Genomic DNA, 19,225 nt, shown 5'->3' on the forward strand with positions numbered 1-19,225 from the left:
CCTTGAGGCCTTTTTCTCGGTGAGGGTTAAAGATGGGTGCTTTTGAATAATGAAAATAGCTGTTGCTATGGAAAAGGAGAAGTTTGTCTATGAGCAGCGCCAACACTCTTTCTGCCGGTGGATCCACCAGGTTGCCTCAAAAAACCACTAATGGGGAGCAGAGTGCTTCCTCTTCGTTACCAGAGTGGTTAAAAGTAAGTCGATCGTCCATAGTGAGTCGGTCTATAATAGCTCTGGTTACTAACATCATGGTGGTTTCTGGAGTTCTATTAATGGTTGGGGCCTGTTTGGGATGGTTAAATGTTGCTTCGGTGGCTTTCTTTGCTGTGATGCTTGTTGCAGGAGCTATTACTCTTTTTAAAGCTCAAGATGAAGTTTACGACGTCTTTTTGGAAGAAAAACCTGAAGAAAAGAAAGAAGAGAGATTAGTTCATAGGCAGTTGGAGTGCTTTCGAGAGTTCTCTCGTGGTTTTAAAAATGTTTTGGCGGCCCATTATTCTGAGAATTTGAATAAATTCCTTACTGAAGAAAATCTTTCTTTATTGGAAATCAGGGAGTTTTTATCAAAAATCAGTAGTTCCGGTGTGAAAGAATTCTTTCTCTCCGAAGAAGACTTTTCTCAATCTTCGGTAGAGGAAGGGCTCGCTCGTTTTTCTAGTAATGTGAAAAAGACGTTTTCTCCTCAACTTAGTGAAAAAATCCTTAGCTTTTGGCCATTGCTGTCTAGGCCATGGCTTTCCAAAGATGAGAATCTTGCTGCTTACTCAGATACATTGGAAAATCTTCTTAAAGAAAGATGCCCGCTGGTTTGGTTGTCTGAGTTTTTGAGTAAATGCCATAAGGGTCATTGGTTAAGCGGTTACAGGGCTGTTTTCCAAAAGAGGGTTCCCATGTCTCTGAAGAGCTCTTCCGCATACTGTGTGTCTAGGCTTGGACTTTTAGAATCGAGTTCCACTATTTTCTCTTTAAAGTGGTGGGTGCTTTCGAAAGTTGTTACAAAGGAAGAGTATGAGAAAATGGTAGAAGACTATGGTTGCGGCTTCAAGGAAGAATTCTTATCAAAAGTCCAACAGTGTCAGGAAGTATTCCAGAAGTTCATTGAAGAAAACAAAGATCTTCAGATTGATGTTCCAACATTCAAAGAATTTCAGGTACTTTGTGAACATAAGATTTCTCCAGAAGCCTTTCTCAGCTTGTCCGAATTAAGTAAAGAAAGGTTGGACTTCTTCTCTCGACTTACTGACCATAACGGCAGCAACTTATTAGCGAAATGGTTAAGGTCGTTTGGAGATTGCTTGCATGACGTAAATTCTGAAAGTTTCTCCTGTTTTTATCCCTACACTGTATACAAGTATTTTGCCTCCTCTGTCATGTGTTTAACGGAGGAAGAGATCTTAGAAAATCTGGATGATGATAAAGCCTTTTCTAGAATGTTAAGTGAGCTTAGTGGTTTGTTGATCGAGATCGAAGAAATTTCGGATAGTTGGTATGTAACTAATAGGGTTTTGGACGCAAGTTAAGTGGCAAGAGTTAAGGCGGGTGCGTGGAGTTGCTAGAGCTTTGGATGCTTGTCGGATGTGTCCGCCTGGTAGAGCTGGTTGTTTCAAGTTAGAGCTGCTTCGCGTAATAGCAGAAGCATAAAGTTAGGGTCCCTACTTTTTGGATTTTTTTAAGGTTCTCCTTTAGTTAGGTTGATGGTGAACATCTTTAATCAAGGTTAACTATATGGTGATAGGGTGGCTAGCTTTTCCCTGCAGGGGGTCCTCCGCAGTTCCGAAAGAACTAAGAGATACCGGGATATCAGAAACTTCCTACAGGGTTATGAAAATGGGGAAACATATCAAGTATGTATCCCTGGCGGTTCTTTCGACTGTATTAGTTCTATCCGCATGTTGTGCAGTATTCATGGATTTTTCTCTTTCTAATGTGATTTTCTTGGGGATTATGGGTTTTATTACAGCAGTAATTTTGATTTGCTCTCAATCTCGTGCTTTTTTGAAATCTAGGCGGATGGAGAAGGAATTGTTGGGAGTTGGAGTTATATCTCTGAAACTTCAGGAACTAGGGGATTTACTGGAACCAGGCTCTTTCTGGGAATAAAGAGTTGTTTGAAGCGAGTATGAAGAACTTCATGGAGATGTTTTTCTCTTGCACAATGGATCTTAGGTGGGGTTTTTATTCAGGAGATTTGTCTTTAGTTTTTATTGTGTTGTGCGAAGGAGTGAGTAGGTGGTGAGAAGATGGAAGTTTTTCCTAAGCTAAATACATACCGCTTGAACGCCACGAGCAATTAACCAATTTTCGAAAAGAGAGCGTCTGAAGATGTTGTCTTTTAGTAACAAACAGTTTCCATCTTCCGAGGCAATGGGAATTTTGAATCGCAGCCGGTTTTCGGTGTTTTCCAAAGAAGAATTATTTCCAAAATCTTGTTCCTAGTTTGTTGGAGGAAATTGCTTGGGAAGAGCGCCTGCTTTATCTTGATAGGTAAAATAAGAAGGGATTGGAAGTTTCTACTTGATCAACTGGGTGAAGGGTTAAACATGAAAGTCAGTCTTTGTATGCTCGAAATTAATCATACGACAATATTTTATTTCGGAAGCCTTATTCTATTTTGAAAAAGAACATCTAGAAGGCATGCCAGCGTTCTTCCTTTGGTAGCCAGGAAAACAGGTCCATGGATAGGCAGGAAAGAACTAACAAAGCCTGCTTAAGTACCATAAGAATCTATTTATTGAGACGATTGAGTTGGGGAGTGATCTGGAAAAAGAAGTGACTCCGGGGTCAGTTTCGTTTTTTTTTCGGAGGATAACTTTTCTACATTTTTTATCCGTATACATTTTTTATCCGTAGAAGGAGGTCTTATACCTGTGTTTTGCTCGTTTATCTCCAACGAAGGAGATTGGGATATTTTGGAAAATCTCTTCCACTGTGTCACTATTCTATTTTTTTTAGCGAAAAGATAGTTCCCAGAGTCGACTCTGGGGCTTAGTCTTTGCACCCACAGTTGAATTTTCTTTTGAGTCTTTGCCAAGTTTCTACATTATTCGGGGGTTGGTATGCGAGGGATAATGAAGTTTTGCAGTTTTTATTCGGTGTTTGGGGGTGATAAATTAGGGGGATGTTCTAATGTATTGAAGATTAGCAACATTGTGTTGTTTGTGTTGGAAGTTTTAGCAGCAGCATTTGTTTTGTCCGTCTCTTGTGTTTTATGTTTTGGAGTGCCGTCTTCTAGTATCGTTGGCTTTTTTGCTAGCGTAGCAATCTCTGCGATCTTTCTTATTTTGTCTTATTTAATATTCAGAGATCTCAAGGTTAGCAGGGAGCATTCTCTCCTTTTGGACACTCCAATTCGGAAAGGACTATCTTCTGAAGAAGGGGTTGAGAGGCAAGAGGACAGTCGTCTTCGAGAGGAATCTGTATCAAAAATTCAACTTTTTGATCATTTGATGCTTGAGGATATGGGCCCAGTGGAAAGGTCTATGAAAGAGATGAACAACTTTCAGACTGTTTCTCCAGGATTTTTAGAAGAAATCGTTGAGAACAGAATATCTTCAGAAACTGTTAAACATTTTGTCAGAAAAGAGAACCTAACATTTGAGGAAACTCTAGAACTTCTTAATGCACTACCTGTCTTGCACCTTGATGAAGAGGAATTAAAGGAAAGATTATCCCCAAACTTATTTAAAAAAGTTACTTCATACGGAATAAAGTGGTTAAGGAGTTTTGCAAGATTGAAAGTAGATTTTGGGAACTTAAGCTTTTTATTTCGGGCTTTTTGTCTTCAAAATTGTCCGCTGTTTTTATTTTCAAACTTTGTAGAAGAAAGCTTTTCTGATTTTTCTTTATGGAGAATTAAAAAATTTTTCAAGTTTAAAAAAGATTTTTCTTTATCTGCAGTTGCTGCCTACAGTGTTTCTAGATTAGGGCTTGCCTTTCGAAGAGACACTTTTTTCTCGAAGAAGTATTGGCTTTTTTCTCTGGCAGCTGCTCGTTATAGGGGTATCTACGAATCCATGATGGTGCATTACCATTTCATGAACAAAGAGATGTTTGAAGAAATGGTAGGATTTTTTATGCGGGTATTTGATGAATACGTGGGAAGGAAAGGAGGTCGATGGGGAATCTCTCCTGGAAGTATAGAGCTGTCTAGAGAGGATGTTTGCCTTCTTTGTGAGCACGGAATAGGATTTTCTGGACTGTATTTTCTATCGATGTTGAAGTTCGATCAACTACAATTACTAGAAAGGGCTTCTAACGTTTGTGGAAAGAATCTTTTAGCAGATTTAATGTTGTCTATCGGAGACAGTTTATTTCACCCTAGGTTTTCTTCAATGTTTTCTGAAGAAGAATTGTCGTTTCGACGACCTTCTCGCTCTATTAGAGGGATCACTTGGTCAGAGCTCAATGTTTTGCTAAAATGGCTTGAGGATGGGAAGGAAGAAAGCGTAGAGACTTTCCTCAGTCAATTAGAAGGGCGAGAGATCAAGATTCAAAGTTGCAACGATCAATCTTGGTATACTAGTCTTCGTTTGTATGACAGTGCCTCCCTTTGCTCTAATTGTTCTGTTTTAAAAAGGACTTCTAGAGAGCAAGCTAGGGTCCTTCCTTGGATAAATTGGAATCGGTCTGTATACAAAAGGGAAAGGATAAGAAAGAATGATGTCTAATATTGGTGATTAATTCTTTATGTCTCTTGCGATAAATTTCTTTTTAAGTCTTAGGATGTTATTCAGATAATGCTTCATTCAAAAAGGTACTGGATTCTTAGTCGTAATATAGGTGTTGGAGTATTTCTTTTATCCAGAATTTGTAGAAGTTGTACCCTGAAAATGAGATGGTTTTCAAGGTTGCGTCAAGGAGATGCAAAAAGGGATCAGTGCTTTCTTATTTGAAGTAGGAATAAGAAAAGACTTAATGTCTAGAATTCTAAGAGGGTTTTGCAACCTTGTAAGTATAGAGGAGTTTTAGGAACGATGCTAGAAAGGTGTGTGAGCTTCGAGGTCAGCAACTCCGATTAGAATATGTGGAAAACTGATACCGAAGGTTTCTCATAATCTCTAAAACTTCTCAAGAAGCAACGTGGGAGCCCTTTTTAGACAGATTGGCAGATCTGTGTGGAGGGAGCGCAACTTCCTAGCGTCCTCAAGACGCAATCTAGACAAAACCCGGACTACGTTGTGAATGAAAGAGTTGCATATTATTAAGGTGGCCTATGCCGAGGACGCCCTACAACAGCAAATTAAAAACAACGTCTCCAAATCACTTGTGAGAAATTCAGTTTTCGATGCTTTTCTCAACGCATTTTCAAAACGGATTAGAGAGAAAATGGATTTTGTATCCACCTTTGTTATCTATTTGTAGAGCCTCCAATGATTTGACGCTGCAACATGCCCTATGCAAGTTCTACTATCCTTCAAGCAAGAAGATGATCGCTAGGGGGCTTTGTCCAAAATCGCTTCCCCAGAGCGGCCAGAGCTATACGCCTCCGTCTGCAACTGCGCAGAACAACCCCTCAAAGCTTTGGACACACTTCAAGTAGCAGCTAACCATGACACCTATACTTCTGTAAACCACACACGCAATCCAGACAGAAACCGATCTGAAAACTATCCTGAGAACACTTTTTTAATCTTAGAAGACTAGAGATTTTATGAACACAAAACCCCAACACCTTAAGAATCCATTGAATTCTTAAAAAGAGAACACTATAATCGGAAAAACAATTTATTTACTGCATGAGCTTTCCTGACAAAATCAATCCATCACGCCCTCCTCGACATCATAATGAAACCCTGCTACACTCTCAAAACTTCTCTACATCCCCCACTAACATTGACAATGACATAACCCTTTACAACACTTTAGTCAACCAAGACAATACTACTGAAGACGTTGTTAAAATTGGAGAATTAATTCAAGAAAGTATTAACAAAACTTTGGAACAACGAAATCCAGAACAAGTTGTAACCGAAGTAACTCCAGCTCGTCATACAGGGAACTGGAAAACATCTCTCTTGTTCAATACATCCCGGCTTTTAGCACATCTATTTTCTGCGACGGTACAACCTGTTCGTCCTACCCGTCCTACTCAATTTACTTTCCGACCACATGCGGAAAAAACGAAAGCTTCGTCTGTGACTAAATATGCAAATTCGACACGGGACAATGTAGCTTTTCCGACAACCTCAACTTTATTGGCTTCCACTTCAAAACACAGCAGGTCAAGTGTTAGTAAAGCAAAAAAAACGCCAAAAAAACAGTTTTCTAGAAAAAAGCGTACAGTAGACGCCGAAAACAAAGTAGAGGTGATTAAATATGATCTCACCGATGAAAACATTATTGTAAAATTAGGTTTAACCCCGACACAAATCGATAGTTGTCCAAAAGCCATTAACAATTTGAAGAAAGCAATAAATCGCTATAACTCTCTCAGAAACAATAAAAATTCCAGAACTGGGCAAAGTTTATTGGTTAAGCAATCGGAGTTTTTAGAACAAATTCAAACGAAACTTAAATTGTCAGATACTCATAAGTCTTTTGAAGTCATGTCAATGATCAAGGCTGAATACAAATCCCACCGGGTGCCCGTGGAAAAGCTAGTTCATGGAATTTGGGTTGCTGGCTCTCCACCAGAAGGAACGGAAGCCTATATCAAAACATTCTTACAGGCTTACGATGATTTCAAGTTTTATCTTTGGGTGGATGATTCTGCATATGGAGCTGCAAAATTCTCTTCTATCATGAAAAAAAATGCCTTCGATGTAGCTATCTCAAAACTTAAGGAGAGTATACCTGAATCGCATCAACAATTTATCAAGCAGTACAATGATTTGCGAAAGGAGTACGATAATACGCAAAACCCAAAACTTCAGAAGCAGTATCTAAAAGATATCCAAGCAATGAGAGAATCTTATGAAGCTTTAAACAAAAGTATCAAAAATACCTTCAATGCTCTCTTACTAAAGGAGACAGTTGTACAACAAGACCATTTTTTTAATTTTTGTCTTCTTAAAGGATTAAATTCTATCTCTGATGAAACACGTATAGAGTTTCTTACTAAAGAGATGAGTCTTCCTAAAGAGGAGATATCAGAGTACAGAAAGCTTATAGAAAACAATAAGAGAAAAATTCAAAAGTTAGTTGATACAGTGAATGCGGATTTAAAAAAGACGAGGGTTTTCATCAAGGATATCAAAGAACTAGATGCTATGAGCAATAGGATTAATCAATACAACTATAACATGGAGATGTTGCTACGCTGGAATTACGCTGCAGCAACAGATCAGACTAGAATGTATATGTTGCTTGAACATGGTGGAATCTACACGGATCTGGATATGATGCCAGCATATTCTTCAGCTATTAACAAGCAAATTTACGATGTTGGTGGGGATAGTTTTTTTGAAGATCTCTCAATACGGAGAGCTATATCCGGCATCACGCTCAAGCTCGTTAATGAAAACTCGCAGTCTCTTTCTTTACAAGATATTGCTCAAGAAGTGGATTTATCTAAAATTTCAGAAGAAAATCAACAAAAACTTTCTACACTCATTGATAACTTAAAGTCGTTTGCCCAAGCTCATGACGGGAAGTCTTTTTTTGAAAGAATGGACTCAAGTATTATTCGTGACACTATGCCAATTTTACAACGTTATCATAAGTGGTCGACGGGGTGGAATGTTCGAGGATTAAATGGATTGATGATGTCTCACAAAGGGAGTTCCACTGTTGAAGCAGTTATTCGGGCGCAACAACAAGCCTATGAACATCAGAAAACTTTAAGACAAAATGTTGTTAGTCGAGAATTTTTTGATAGTTTGCAAGAGCTTTCAGAATTTGATGCAATGGCAGTAATAGGAGGTGAGTTGGTTAAAGATTATCTTGGAGGATCGCTGTTTTACAATTTTCGTCAAGATTCAATTACTCCAGGAGCTGTTAGTACTCTAGGTATTTCGGGTCCTGATTTAATTATGCGAACAATGAAAAAATTTTTCCGAGAACAAGGGCCTATAGGAAAGGATTTTTTAGAAAATGGAGGTAGAAAACTTGGGAAAAACGTTTTCCTGGGAGCATATAGGGAAAAGCCGAAAGAAGGAGCTAAGCAGGAACGGGGAGTAGAATCTATTACTTTTGATTGGCTTAATCCCTTAACGGTAGGAGCAAATGATGTAACCCCAGCGGATGAGAGCACTTGGTGTGGAATCAAAAGTCGTGATGCTGGGGATTTGTTATTTTCAGATCCTGTCAAAATTAATACCAAACCTCTGAAATTCGTATCTAAAACTAAGGTAAACATAAAAGAGTTTACGGAATCGTGGTCTGATAGCGCAAAATCTGTGTGTCCTGAAGATTTGTTACAACGTTTTAACAAGATTATCGCAGGTCCATCGTTTGATATTGGAGAGATTTCGGAGCTAGACGTAGCATTAACACTTGCTAAACGACAAATGTCTGATGATAAAATAGCCCAAGAGGCCGTGTTTTCTTTGCAATTACAACTGGCAGAGTTAGTAAGATCTACGCAATTTCCGGTATCTAATAGCGTCAGTTTTGTACTTGATGCGCGTAGTAATTTCGAAAGCGATTTAAGCAAAGCAGTTAAATTATACCTAAAAGCCGATCTGCAAACCACAATCAATTTATGGACTAGCTCTCTAGGAAACAAGGTGCTGTTCTTAAAAGATATGCTCTCTGTATCTGAAAGAATACTAGCAATATCTAATTTTATTGATTCTGTGGATGAAACAGTTCCTTCCCTCAAGGAGATAGATCTTCTAACGGCGTATAGCGAACTTAAAGCTAAAGAAAGCTTTGATTTATTATCTTCCCAAGAAGTCGATAAATTTTTGGAAATTTCAACTCAGATCGCAGAAAACCCGAGATTACAAAACAAAATCAATGAAATTGAATATAATATCGACTCTGGGTACCTATACAAGTACCATGAAAAATTACTAACGTCATACTTGAGTTTATCAGATAGTGATTTCAAAAAGAAAGTTTTGATTTTTGCGAAAAACTTGTCGAAAGACAACAGCCTAACTAAACAAGATCAAAAAAAGCAGAATTCTTGGTACGAAGAAATTTGTAATAAAATATACGAACGACGCGTAGCAAACCCTGTATCTAAGATGCAGGATTTTATGAAGAATTTTGAAGGTAATAATCGTGTCGTTGTTCGCGATTTGGATGTTTATCTGGCTGGGCATCCTCTATTCGAAAAAATCCAAAAAAACGGATATGCTTTTCAGGATTTTCAAACACTTGGCCAATTAATTCTGGCAAACTCTGGAGTTTCCGGCATTTTGTCGACGCATCCTGTGTTCCCAGCTCCCTCTAGATTGCTAGTAGATGTAGTGAAATCAAAACTTGAAGATGACTATGACAAGATGAATGAGGCTATGTCGCTTGTGTACGATTTATTGGCTTCAGAAAAGAATGGAAAAGAAAGAAAGCAAATTTATGAGAGTTTGGAAGCCGCCGGTCTGGAGATGTTAGGGGAAATGCTTTCACCATACACTCCTCAGCAATTACTCGTTCCTCCTTCTGATAATAGCGTCACCGCTCTTGGTAGACGATATGGAATAGAACATGGGAGAGAAACAGAACAAGTAGTGGTAAACTTAGCGCCCGGAATATTTAATCCCGCAGGATATACTATGGAGCGTTATCTAGAAGCGCTTTACGAAATTCATAGAGAAATTCATGAAGGAAGCTTAACCGAGGAAACCGCTCAGACTATTCTTCGAGATAAGGATTCAGCTTGCTTTATTAATAGGGAAGGCATTCAAGCTCTTCTACAGTACGCTGCTAGCAGATATTACTGTTCTTTGACAGAGGTCCACAGGATACTAACAAATCAATTCTTTCTAGCAGAAGCAACAGGTTCCTTGCTTTCCGGCGCATTTCCTGGAATCGATCAAATTACTAGTGTGGATCAAAGTTTAAATCGTCCCCGAGTAACGGCTATCACAGAATCTCCAGCAGTTAACCCCTACGATTATCGTGGAGTTGGATTAAATGAAAATGTATTCTTTACTCCTCGTGAAATTCCCTCGGTAACGTCCGTTGTGGAAGGAGCGAAATACACGGCATCATCATGGAGAGAGTTTTTTGATACGCACGTAGAACACTGGTCAGATTTGGCTGTGCGTCTAGGGAGCAAATTAATAGAAACTCATCCACAAACTTTTCTATTCGAAGCACAGGGTCGTTGCATGGGATTATCTATGATGTACATGTTAGCTGAAGATATAGAATCTTATAAATTGATACAAAATAACTTAATGACTGTTTCAGCTCTGTACCAAGAAAATAAGAGAGACGGTTTATTGTTATCAGGATCTGATCAAGATTTGGTAGATAGAAGTACTACACTAATTGATTGGTTACAACTTCGAGGAAATAAGTTTCTATCGCATAAGGAAGTCTTTTCTACTGAATCTTGGGGTCTTTTTACATTAAAAAAACAATTTGAGGAAAAGTTAGTAAAAAGTGTCCTTATTACCACACCAAGTCACTCTGTGGTTTTGCAAAAGTTAGGCGACAATATTTACAGACTTACAGATCCAAATTTTGGTCATATTGACTTCACGTCCGTTGAACAAGTTTTCTATTTTGTGGTTGGAATAGTAGAAGAATCCTATGAAATAAAAAGACGTTATGGATTTTCTGATTATATATCCGTCAGAGAACAAATAAAAATACATACCCCAAATGGCCATAAATTTGAAAATACGTTGTTTGCTGGGACTGATTTGGGGTTAACTTCTCAACATCAATCTACTACGCTAGAGAGAATAACAGAAAAAGGCAGTGTTACGATCAACCAAATTAAAACATCGTGGCGTGTCCTTTACCAAATTGGAGGAATCGTTGATCATAAGAGAGTATCGGAAACTACTACGAAAGAGGATCTGTCTCGCTTAAAAATTCATGGGGATGTGTTAAATGACTATCTTTCTAAAAACGTGTTGGACTCAGATACATCAAGTTTAATTCGCACTATCTTAAAAACTTACGGTCTTGAGTCTGGAACAAAACCAGTTGAGGGAAGAGCTATCGTAGATACTCCAAATGAAGTTGTATCTCTCGTACAAACGTCAAAACGCAGAATGGCTAAAATGAAATCTTCATTACAGGCCATGCTAAAGCTTATATCAAATAAACTGAGATCAATATCTGTATCTGATAAAGACCAGGCAAAGATTAAAAGTGCAAGTATTAGTGATGATGACTTGCTAACGATGGAAATAGAAATTTCTGATAAACAAACAAAGACAATCACGTTTGATGGAGAAGGTCTAGCTGTTTCATTTAAGCGTGTTGGCAGAATGCTCAACGAATTGTCTAGCACTGGGGTCTTGGATTTAGACTTGGGAATGTCTGTGGTCTCTCTGGTCCAATATGCTCGTATGGTAGAACAAGGGCAATCTACCGATGCTCTGGCACAATTCAACTTAGCTTTGGATGTTAAAGCTATGTCTGAGTTGACGCTGGGGTCTGCCATTCAGGTGATGGGGAAAAAATTTCTGACAGATTCTGGAGTAAATACTTTAAGTTTAGAAAGTGTCTTAGCGTCTAGGTTGCACACAGCAGCACGTAAAATAGGAGGGAGTACGGGGAGGGCCTTATTAGGAGCAGCAAAAGTTTTAGAACTTCCCATTCTTGAAGCAGTGGCCGGTGTTTGGAACCTTTACAGCAGTATAGAAGTTCTTACACGAGAGACATCTCATAGTGAGCAGATGGCAGCAAGGGTGCAAGTTGCTTTTGATGCTATATCTCTCGCTCTCACGTTGTCGGCTACGGTTGCACCGTCCCTTATGCTGGCAGCAGGTCCTGTTGCAGCAATTGGGATGGGGGCAGCAGCAATTGCACAAAATGTGGCATATCATGAATCACGTCATGAAGCTTGGCTAAGGTATAAAGATTTTTTAGAACAGGGTAGCAAAAATATTGTTGTTAGCTTTCCTGAAAGAGGGATTATCGATTTGTCTGGTAATGGTGTTCTAGGGGATGTTTGTCTGGATTTAAGAAACAATTCACCATTGCTCACAGGGAAGCATTCTTATAACGCTAACCGGTGGATTGGCCACCAGCCAGGTTTATCAGATAGGCAAGTTCGTGAAAAGTTAAGTTATGCCTATAGCATATCTCCAGAAAGAGCATTAGCAAAAGGGCATGCCAATAGTCGTTGGCCCCAAAATATTCCATCTATACCTCCAGGGAATTACCATACAGTTATTGTGGGGTATGGTATTCAATATGAGGCTGTTACCGAAGTAATCTATCTTTCCAATCAAGTAGCATGGAGAGAGGCTGTTATGGAGACAGACTCGTTATATTATAAACCTCCCTTGACAGCTATTTCACAACAAACCACGATTATAGCAGGAGATGAGCCTCTTACCGTATTGCCAGTACGTCTTCTGGATGGAGATTCTAAAAAAGAAAGAAATACTCAGGACGAGAACACCGCAGAGGATGAAGGTGCTACAGAAGATGAGGATGCTCGGGATGATCTACGAAGACGTGTAGAACAAGCAAAATTGTACAAAGATTACAAAATAATTGTTAAGGGGGGATCAGGGGGAGTAATTGTTCAAGTTGGAGGGGCTGGCATTTATGATTTAGAAGGAGATCCAAGAGCTAACAACACCATTTCATTTCGAGCCATACCAGCACCGTACTACGCTGCATTCAATCTTAAAGAGAAGGAATACCAAGAAATACGCCTGGTCGAAAGGGTTGGAAAGAACGAATACAAAATCACCAAGATTTTGAAAGTTCGACAGAGTAATTTCAATACGATTGTTGGATCTGCATCGGAGCACGATTACTTAAGTGGAAACCACGACACAACGTTCTTCTTAAGCCCTATGGGGGCAACCATCTACTCCGGATCGGGTAGCTGTCGATATGACGTACCGGACATTTCAGGCTGTATTATGATTTTTTTGGAAGATAATTCTGTTCAACATAGCATTACACTCCACCAAACTGTTTTCGACATTGTGGCTAAACCGCCGTTTGAAAAACATTATATTCCTATGGCTCTGCTGTTACTTATATTGTCTAAAAAACCGAAACCCAATCCTTTCGTCTCAGGGTTATATATGGGGTATCCGTGGGATTCCTCAACAGAAGATTATGAGAAATGGGTGGATAACGTAGTGGTCAGTTTGGACGATGGAATTGAATTGCGAGCAATGAAAACCCAAGAAGAAGCATTAGTCTTTGGCATTACCAATTGCAACCACTTAAAATGGCAGCAAGCACACCCGGAGGAAGCTGGATACCCTGAAGACATCTTGGAAACTCTAAGGCGTTCGGAGCTTCCTTTTAATAAAACGTTTACCATAGTCAGAAAAGATAGTTCAATTGTATTTGATTTTGAAGATCAAAAGTTTATCTACTATCCTAAGCCGTATGCGCAAATCTCCGTTCGTACTAGTTCCCAATATGATGTAGTTGTTGCAGGAGAAGAGGGGTGTGGTTACATCATAAAATCACTGCCGGGTATTGAATCTAGGAATATTACGATTCAGTTAAAAGGAAGTGTATCGATTGGGGCGATTCTTGATTTTTATTCCTTAGTGATAAGTTCTATAGAAGGTAGATTGCCCTCGGATTCAAATAATACCATGGAATTAACCATTTCTTCTCCTAGATACAGAATTCCTTTGACGCTAACGTGGCCCGGTGAAGTGCCTAGATCAACATTTATAGAAGTTACGGACAGAGTTCATGGAAATTTGGGGAAATGGTACGACATTTTGAATCAAAATCGGGGATCAACACAATCTCTGTACAGACGTAGTATGTTAGCAGCGGACAGAATAGAAAGTGTTGGAAATTTAGATGATACAGTTACTTTACTTGAGCCAGAAAAAGAAAACAATAGTCTCGTCCATATCTTAGGCATAGAAAATAAGGAGGAGACAGAGGTTCAAATTAAGGGAAACATGTATTCGGGAACATTTACAGGAAGCATGGAAAATTTGAGATGGACCACCACAAAGCCTTCTAAAATATTTGAAATCATCGTTCCTCCTCGCAATATCAAGTATCTATCCTTCCAAAGAGGCCGAAAATCCGAAAATATAGTGTTTTATAGTACGATAAAACCATCGATAATTGAGGCGAAAAAACAGCCAATGTCCTTGATATCGAAAGATCAATGGGGGGCGTGTAGTCAAATTAATGTGTATTATACTTCTCTAACACTTGGAGATTTTCGTCGTTATCGTATCAATGATGAGACAGACGCCCTTAGCAGGCAGCTAATGTATGCTCAGGGTTTGGTAAAAATTTATGAACAAGATTTAATAGCAACTTTTTTTTATATTCGTGGAGGCCGCGGAGTAGGTAGTGTTATCTTAAAGTTTAAAGAATTCTTTAATATGTCAATAGGGGAAAACCGAGATTCTTACAAGAATTTGAACGAGCATGTCCCATTAATTAATACAAAATATCGCGACCACTTAGATTTGACATTGGGGTCTGAGAGATTGAATTTAGCAATTTTAGTAAGTGAGTTCCTAGAAACTCATCATGTCACAAGTTTACAACGACACAAAAATGTTCCATACCAATTGGAGTTTCCGCAAAACACATTACGTTTCCCAAATACAAATATTTTTTCGTATACGATTAATCCCAACACTACTAATACTTCAAAAAATGATTTCAACTGGTTGCCAGTGGATACTTCTATCAAAAAGTACGAGTTACCTGGCTTGGCGGTACGGGGTGCTTCGTTGTACCTGGACCCAGTATCCGGAAACTTATTTCTAACCCGTATAAACCGGTTTGGATCGGTTGGGACAGAAGCTCTCCTTATAAAGTTCCCGAATTATAAATGTAAGTGGCGGGAATTTCAAAAAATGATGATACTAGAAAGGAATTTACTTACCGTTTTGAACAGTGAGACGATCTCTAGGTCCGGAATTACTTTTTTTGGGCCATCTGTCCAAAGGATTCGGTTTGATGATATGAACTGGATGAGAGGATTCTCTCGACAGGCCAGCGTCGTTTCAATAGAAGCTGATGTGCATTCAAAAAAAAACCAAGTGGTGCATCTTGATCTTGTTGAAGGTCGAAAGTATCACTCTTTCTTAGATTTGTATGCAGGTGATCTACGAGATCGATTTAATCAATCTGCAGAGGCAAGAACATATGACAACTATCTATTAGCAGAGGCTTTGCACTTATGCGAGGAAAAACAAGAGTGGAAAGTTTCAAAAGATATGTTAAGTGAAGGTGTTGGTTATTATTCTCAAGTATCCTCAACTTGGGTTCAAAAAGAAGTTAAAGAGAATACGCGATTAACGCTATTAGCAAATACTGAAATGTCCTTGATCACATCCCAGGGAGTGATGTTCACAAGACAACAAGAGCGCTCTGGCTTTTTAATACATTATAGAGTGATGGGATTAGATAAAGTGATCGATGACGTTGAATTGTCAACCCAAACTCCAGGCGCATTGCGGTGTAGTCTAAAAACCAACGCTACCATGGTTGTAAGACGCGTCGATAATTCTCAGTACAGTAATAGGAATATTTTTATTGTTGCAGAAATAGTTTCTAAAGAAGAGAAGGATAAGAGCTAAAAATGACAGGCTGTGGGATTTTTACATTTTACTGACAATTAGAGAATAGGAAGCATCAGATTTGTTACGGGTAGCGTGATTCCTGATGGTTTTTTGGCTAACAAATAGTTTAGATTTTTTGCGAAACAATTATTTCTCCGAAGACTTTATTTCTAGCTGAGGTGTAGGTAAGATTTTCCTTATTCCTTCTATTAAGAAAAAAACCAAGAGAGATCCTCCCCAGGCAGTGATTTCTGAGCCGTAGACGTATCCCAGTAAAGAGAGAAAATACACAGTTCCTCCCGTTAAAACAGCGGCAAAAGCGGCAGTTTTGGAGGCCTTGTACCCTAAAAAGCATGATAGCACAGGCACGGATAGGCAACAGACAGATAATCCGTAACCTATTAGTATACAGCGGAAAACGCTCTGTTGAAATGGAATAAATAAGAATGCTGCTATGGGAAGCAGAAAACTACTTAGTTTCGGTTTTTTTCTCAATAGGGGTATATCTGAGTTCAGTAATTGAGATATAGAATTGATAAGAGAATCTGCAGTGGAAAGGATAGCCACAACGATTACGGAGCAAAGGATAGCGGACGTTTTTCCTCCACATACTTGTTGAGTCATTTCAAGAATTGCACTGCCGCCATTGGAGGTGGATGTCATCGCTCTTGCAGTGATGCCCATCCAAATAGGGATTAGCTGAAAGCCGGCAAGTAATATGCCGGCAAGAATTGTAGAAATACTCAAGATTTTCTTGGATCTTGCAGCTAAACAGCGCTGCATCATATCTTGTTCGATAAACATGAAAATAAGGGGCACAAACAATCCTGAAATCAAGCTGCTTTTGGGGAGAGGGGCAGCATCATGCAAGGGAGTAACTATGGCAGTAGTGGGAGAAGAGGCGAGTTTTGCACATACATAAGAGATTGCTGTCATAATGAATAATACTTGGATGACGTCAGTTTTGATGACAGCCTGTAGTCCTCCTTGAGCAGTATACCAAGCGAGCATAATCCACAGGGTCAGGACTAGCCAAGAACCATAGGGTACTGTGGAACAGAGCTTATATAAAGCTATTAACTGTGCCGAAAGTATACAAAACAAGGATCCCACAGAAAGTAGGAAGGCGATACGTCTTAGGTTTGGTGAGGCATAATAATCGCTAAAAACGTCCAGTATAGAGTTATAAGAGCTTGCTGCTAACTTTCTTCCTGGACCAACACCCAAAATAAAGAAGCCAATGACCGTTCCCAATGCCAAGAATATAGCCGAGCATCCATGTTGATAGGCTTCCTCAGATAGACCAATAAGTGAGCCACCACCAATCTGGGTGGCTAGAAAGGTCATAGTGAGGGGAAACCATCCAACATTCCGATTTGCAAGGAAGAATTTTTGATGATTCTGAAAGGAGCTACTTCCTCGAGCAACCAGCAAACATACTCCTTGAAGAATTAGTAAACTGGATAGAAACAAAGCGACGTTCATAGGAGTAGTCCTTGTTTTTTGCCAAGAAATTCTAAGTATAATTTTTATAAAACGAAAGTTTTTTCTAGATTTTGTAAATAAAATGTATAAATAAAACCTTTTATTATCATTTTTCAAATTATTTAATTTTCGTCTTTGGTTTAGGGTTTTCTGAAACGCAACGTCTGATAATCTATATTATGTTGCATATATAGCGGGATTTGAAAAGTAAATGCTTCATATAGAGGAAACTGTTTGTTAACGTTTCTTTATGAATTAATAGTTGTCCATAGAAACCATAGGTCTTTGAGTTTGTAAATCTAAAAATTGATTTTTAATTAAAAAATAAATTAAAATAGACGTGTTTATTTAATTAAATGACTGAAAAGCAATTGGTTTTATTTTAATTTGGGAGTAAAAATGGTTGGAATAATCACTCGTAATACAGCAGACTACGTTGAGCAAAAACGGGTTGAGCTTGGAGAAATAGATTTTTTCTCCCCTAGGGATGCGTTTTGTAAGCCAATTCTAAAGGTGGCTTGGTCTTTATGTAGAGATGCAGCTTGTTTAGCAGAAGCAGCTAAGCAGAATGAGAGAAATCTTCCCCCTCTTCTTGTTAAGGATATTGAAGGGGTATTAATTCAAGCTGGTAGTGTTTTATACGCTTCCTGGGAAGAAGAAGACTTAGGATTTCTTGATAAGTGTTCTGTAATTAACGAATTAAAGGCTGCGGCGGATAGATACGAACAGCTGAAGATAGAACTGGAGGATAGTTTCCACGTAACTCCGTCGAGTACCCCTGGCCGATATGAGAAGCTGCTTAAAGAGCCGACTCAGAATCGCGCCAAAAAAATATTCAGATTGGTGGCATCAGTTATTGCTGTTTTAGCCCCTGTAGTTACCTCGGTTGTTTTGATGGGGCTTGGGGTGATAACTGGAGCTCTGCCCATAGCTTTTGCCGTTATAGTCTGCATGTTCCTAACGCTCTTCCCAGCGATTTGTTTAGTCAAGGAGATATTAGCTTTAAAACATAGCTTAAAAGCGACTTCTGCCAGACAGTCGTTTTTCATTAATAGGACGGCGTAATGAGGTTAATAGGACGGCGTAATGAGGTTATAGTCTCTTAATAAGTAACCCCCTTCTGGGGGTTACTTGATTTTCATGCCGGCGATCCCTTAAACAGCAATTTATTTGCTGGCAGATTCTCTACTATAACTCCCATCTTTTCAGGAGTTCTTTCAGGGCCCATAGGTCGCTTAGGACCCACATAATGCTCCCAGCAAGCCACTTGTATGAAAGTTTTTTCTGATAGAAGTTGTTGTTTTTCTTGATCGCTACCCTTCCATTCCTTTATTTTTTTCTCATAAGAGTCCCTTTTTCTTTGTGCAGCATTTAAAGCTTCCGACTTGGAGGTTGAGTACCCATAATCCCCTAGGGAAGGAGAAGAAAGTATTTTTCCGGCGTAGAAGGTAATTGATTTTCCAGGGAATTTATCCTCCCATTTAATAAATTTTGTTTTTCCGGGGTCTATGGTTTCGAAAAATAGAAATTCCACTCCAAAATCTCGTTTAAAGTCTTCGGCGTTTTTTGTTGTATCCTTGTCGTATAGGCACATCTGCTCGTAAAGATATTGTAACAAAGAGCTTTCTCTCATCCCAAGATCAACGACCAGTCGGGAAGTTATTGATGATTGTTCTTCTGGGGACAATGATGGAGGTTCCAACTTTGAAGTGTCAAGAGATGGGGTATCAGGAACTCTAGGTTCAAGAGGTTCGGGAGCAGTAAGTTCAGGAGAGGTAGGAGTTAATTGAGGCGATGCTAATTTTGGTTCCTCAAACTTGACCCACTCCCCTTTATGGGAATATTTGTAGTAGAAGGCAGTCTTTAGGATGATTTTTAGAGCGAAAGCAATAATTGTCAGAGGTAGAAGTAGGACGCCAACAAAGACTTTAATAATGACTTCTGTGCGAGGAATGGGCAGTTTTTTTTCTTCAATAACTACAGATCCATTTTCGGATACATCTAAAAAACAGATGCATGCAGGAGAAACAGATAGGATTCTGTCTAAAATCGATATACTTTTTTCGAGACATCCACCCTTCGACTCCATGAATTTTGGGGAAAATTGAAAAGTAGTAATCAGAGAAGAAATCATAATAGGCTCCACT

At 39.0% G+C, this 19,225-nt stretch carries 8 protein-coding genes; 6 read left to right on the top strand and 2 right to left on the bottom strand.

Annotated elements, in window-relative coordinates:
- Window positions 1-89: 89 nt before the first annotated feature.
- From KJA62_RS01680 to KJA62_RS01700, 5 genes are all read left to right on the top strand, one after another.
- The gene (locus tag KJA62_RS01680) at window positions 90-1,520 is read left to right on the top strand and encodes a DUF1389 domain-containing protein (RefSeq protein ID WP_213318311.1); all 1,431 of its coding nucleotides are present in this window, start codon (window positions 90-92) and stop codon (window positions 1,518-1,520) included.
- 205 nt (window positions 1,521-1,725) lie between these two features.
- Window positions 1,726-2,100 carry a hypothetical protein gene (locus KJA62_RS01685; protein ID WP_213318312.1) on the top strand — a complete coding sequence of 125 codons (375 nt, stop codon included), beginning with the start codon at window positions 1,726-1,728 and terminating at the stop codon, window positions 2,098-2,100.
- Window positions 2,101-3,068: 968 nt separating this feature from the next.
- Window positions 3,069-4,667: a DUF1389 domain-containing protein gene (locus KJA62_RS01690; protein WP_213318313.1), complete on the top strand. Its 1,599-nt coding sequence runs from the start codon at window positions 3,069-3,071 to the stop codon at window positions 4,665-4,667.
- Window positions 4,668-5,442: 775 nt separating this feature from the next.
- Window positions 5,443-5,643 (top strand): hypothetical protein, encoded by a 201-nt coding sequence (locus KJA62_RS01695; protein ID WP_213318314.1) that lies wholly within the window; start codon window positions 5,443-5,445, stop codon window positions 5,641-5,643.
- A gap of 92 nt (window positions 5,644-5,735) precedes the next feature.
- Complete coding sequence (locus tag KJA62_RS01700; protein WP_213318315.1) at window positions 5,736-15,611, top strand: LifA/Efa1-related large cytotoxin; 9,876 nt, start codon at window positions 5,736-5,738, stop codon at window positions 15,609-15,611.
- 129 nt (window positions 15,612-15,740) lie between these two features.
- On the opposite strand, the gene KJA62_RS01705 is transcribed toward KJA62_RS01700, so the two are convergent.
- Window positions 15,741-17,078, bottom strand: coding sequence for a sodium:solute symporter family protein (locus tag KJA62_RS01705; protein ID WP_213318316.1), 1,338 nt, complete (start codon window positions 17,076-17,078; stop codon window positions 15,741-15,743).
- A gap of 399 nt (window positions 17,079-17,477) precedes the next feature.
- On the opposite strand from KJA62_RS01705, the gene KJA62_RS01710 reads away from it, so the two are divergent.
- Window positions 17,478-18,143 carry a hypothetical protein gene (locus tag KJA62_RS01710; protein WP_213318317.1) on the top strand — a complete coding sequence of 222 codons (666 nt, stop codon included), beginning with the start codon at window positions 17,478-17,480 and terminating at the stop codon, window positions 18,141-18,143.
- Between the two features lie 73 nt (window positions 18,144-18,216).
- Here the strand turns inward: KJA62_RS01710 and KJA62_RS01715 are convergent, their stop codons facing one another.
- Window positions 18,217-19,212, bottom strand: coding sequence for a hypothetical protein (locus tag KJA62_RS01715; protein ID WP_213318318.1), 996 nt, complete (start codon window positions 19,210-19,212; stop codon window positions 18,217-18,219).
- Between the last annotated feature and the right edge of the window lie 13 nt (window positions 19,213-19,225).

The organism is Chlamydiifrater volucris (assembly GCF_902806995.1).
Taxonomy (GTDB): Bacteria; Chlamydiota; Chlamydiia; order Chlamydiales; family Chlamydiaceae; genus Chlamydiifrater; species Chlamydiifrater volucris.

Coding starts and splice junctions, on each gene's coding strand:
- KJA62_RS01680 (WP_213318311.1), top strand. CDS start 90: ATGAGCAGCGCCAACACTCTTTCTGCCGGTGGATCCACCAGGTTGCCT.
- KJA62_RS01685 (WP_213318312.1), top strand. CDS start 1,726: ATGGTGATAGGGTGGCTAGCTTTTCCCTGCAGGGGGTCCTCCGCAGTT.
- KJA62_RS01690 (WP_213318313.1), top strand. CDS start 3,069: ATGAAGTTTTGCAGTTTTTATTCGGTGTTTGGGGGTGATAAATTAGGG.
- KJA62_RS01700 (WP_213318315.1), top strand. CDS start 5,736: ATGAGCTTTCCTGACAAAATCAATCCATCACGCCCTCCTCGACATCAT.
- KJA62_RS01705 (WP_213318316.1), bottom strand. CDS start 17,078: ATGAACGTCGCTTTGTTTCTATCCAGTTTACTAATTCTTCAAGGAGTA.
- KJA62_RS01710 (WP_213318317.1), top strand. CDS start 17,478: ATGGTTGGAATAATCACTCGTAATACAGCAGACTACGTTGAGCAAAAA.
- KJA62_RS01715 (WP_213318318.1), bottom strand. CDS start 19,212: ATGATTTCTTCTCTGATTACTACTTTTCAATTTTCCCCAAAATTCATG.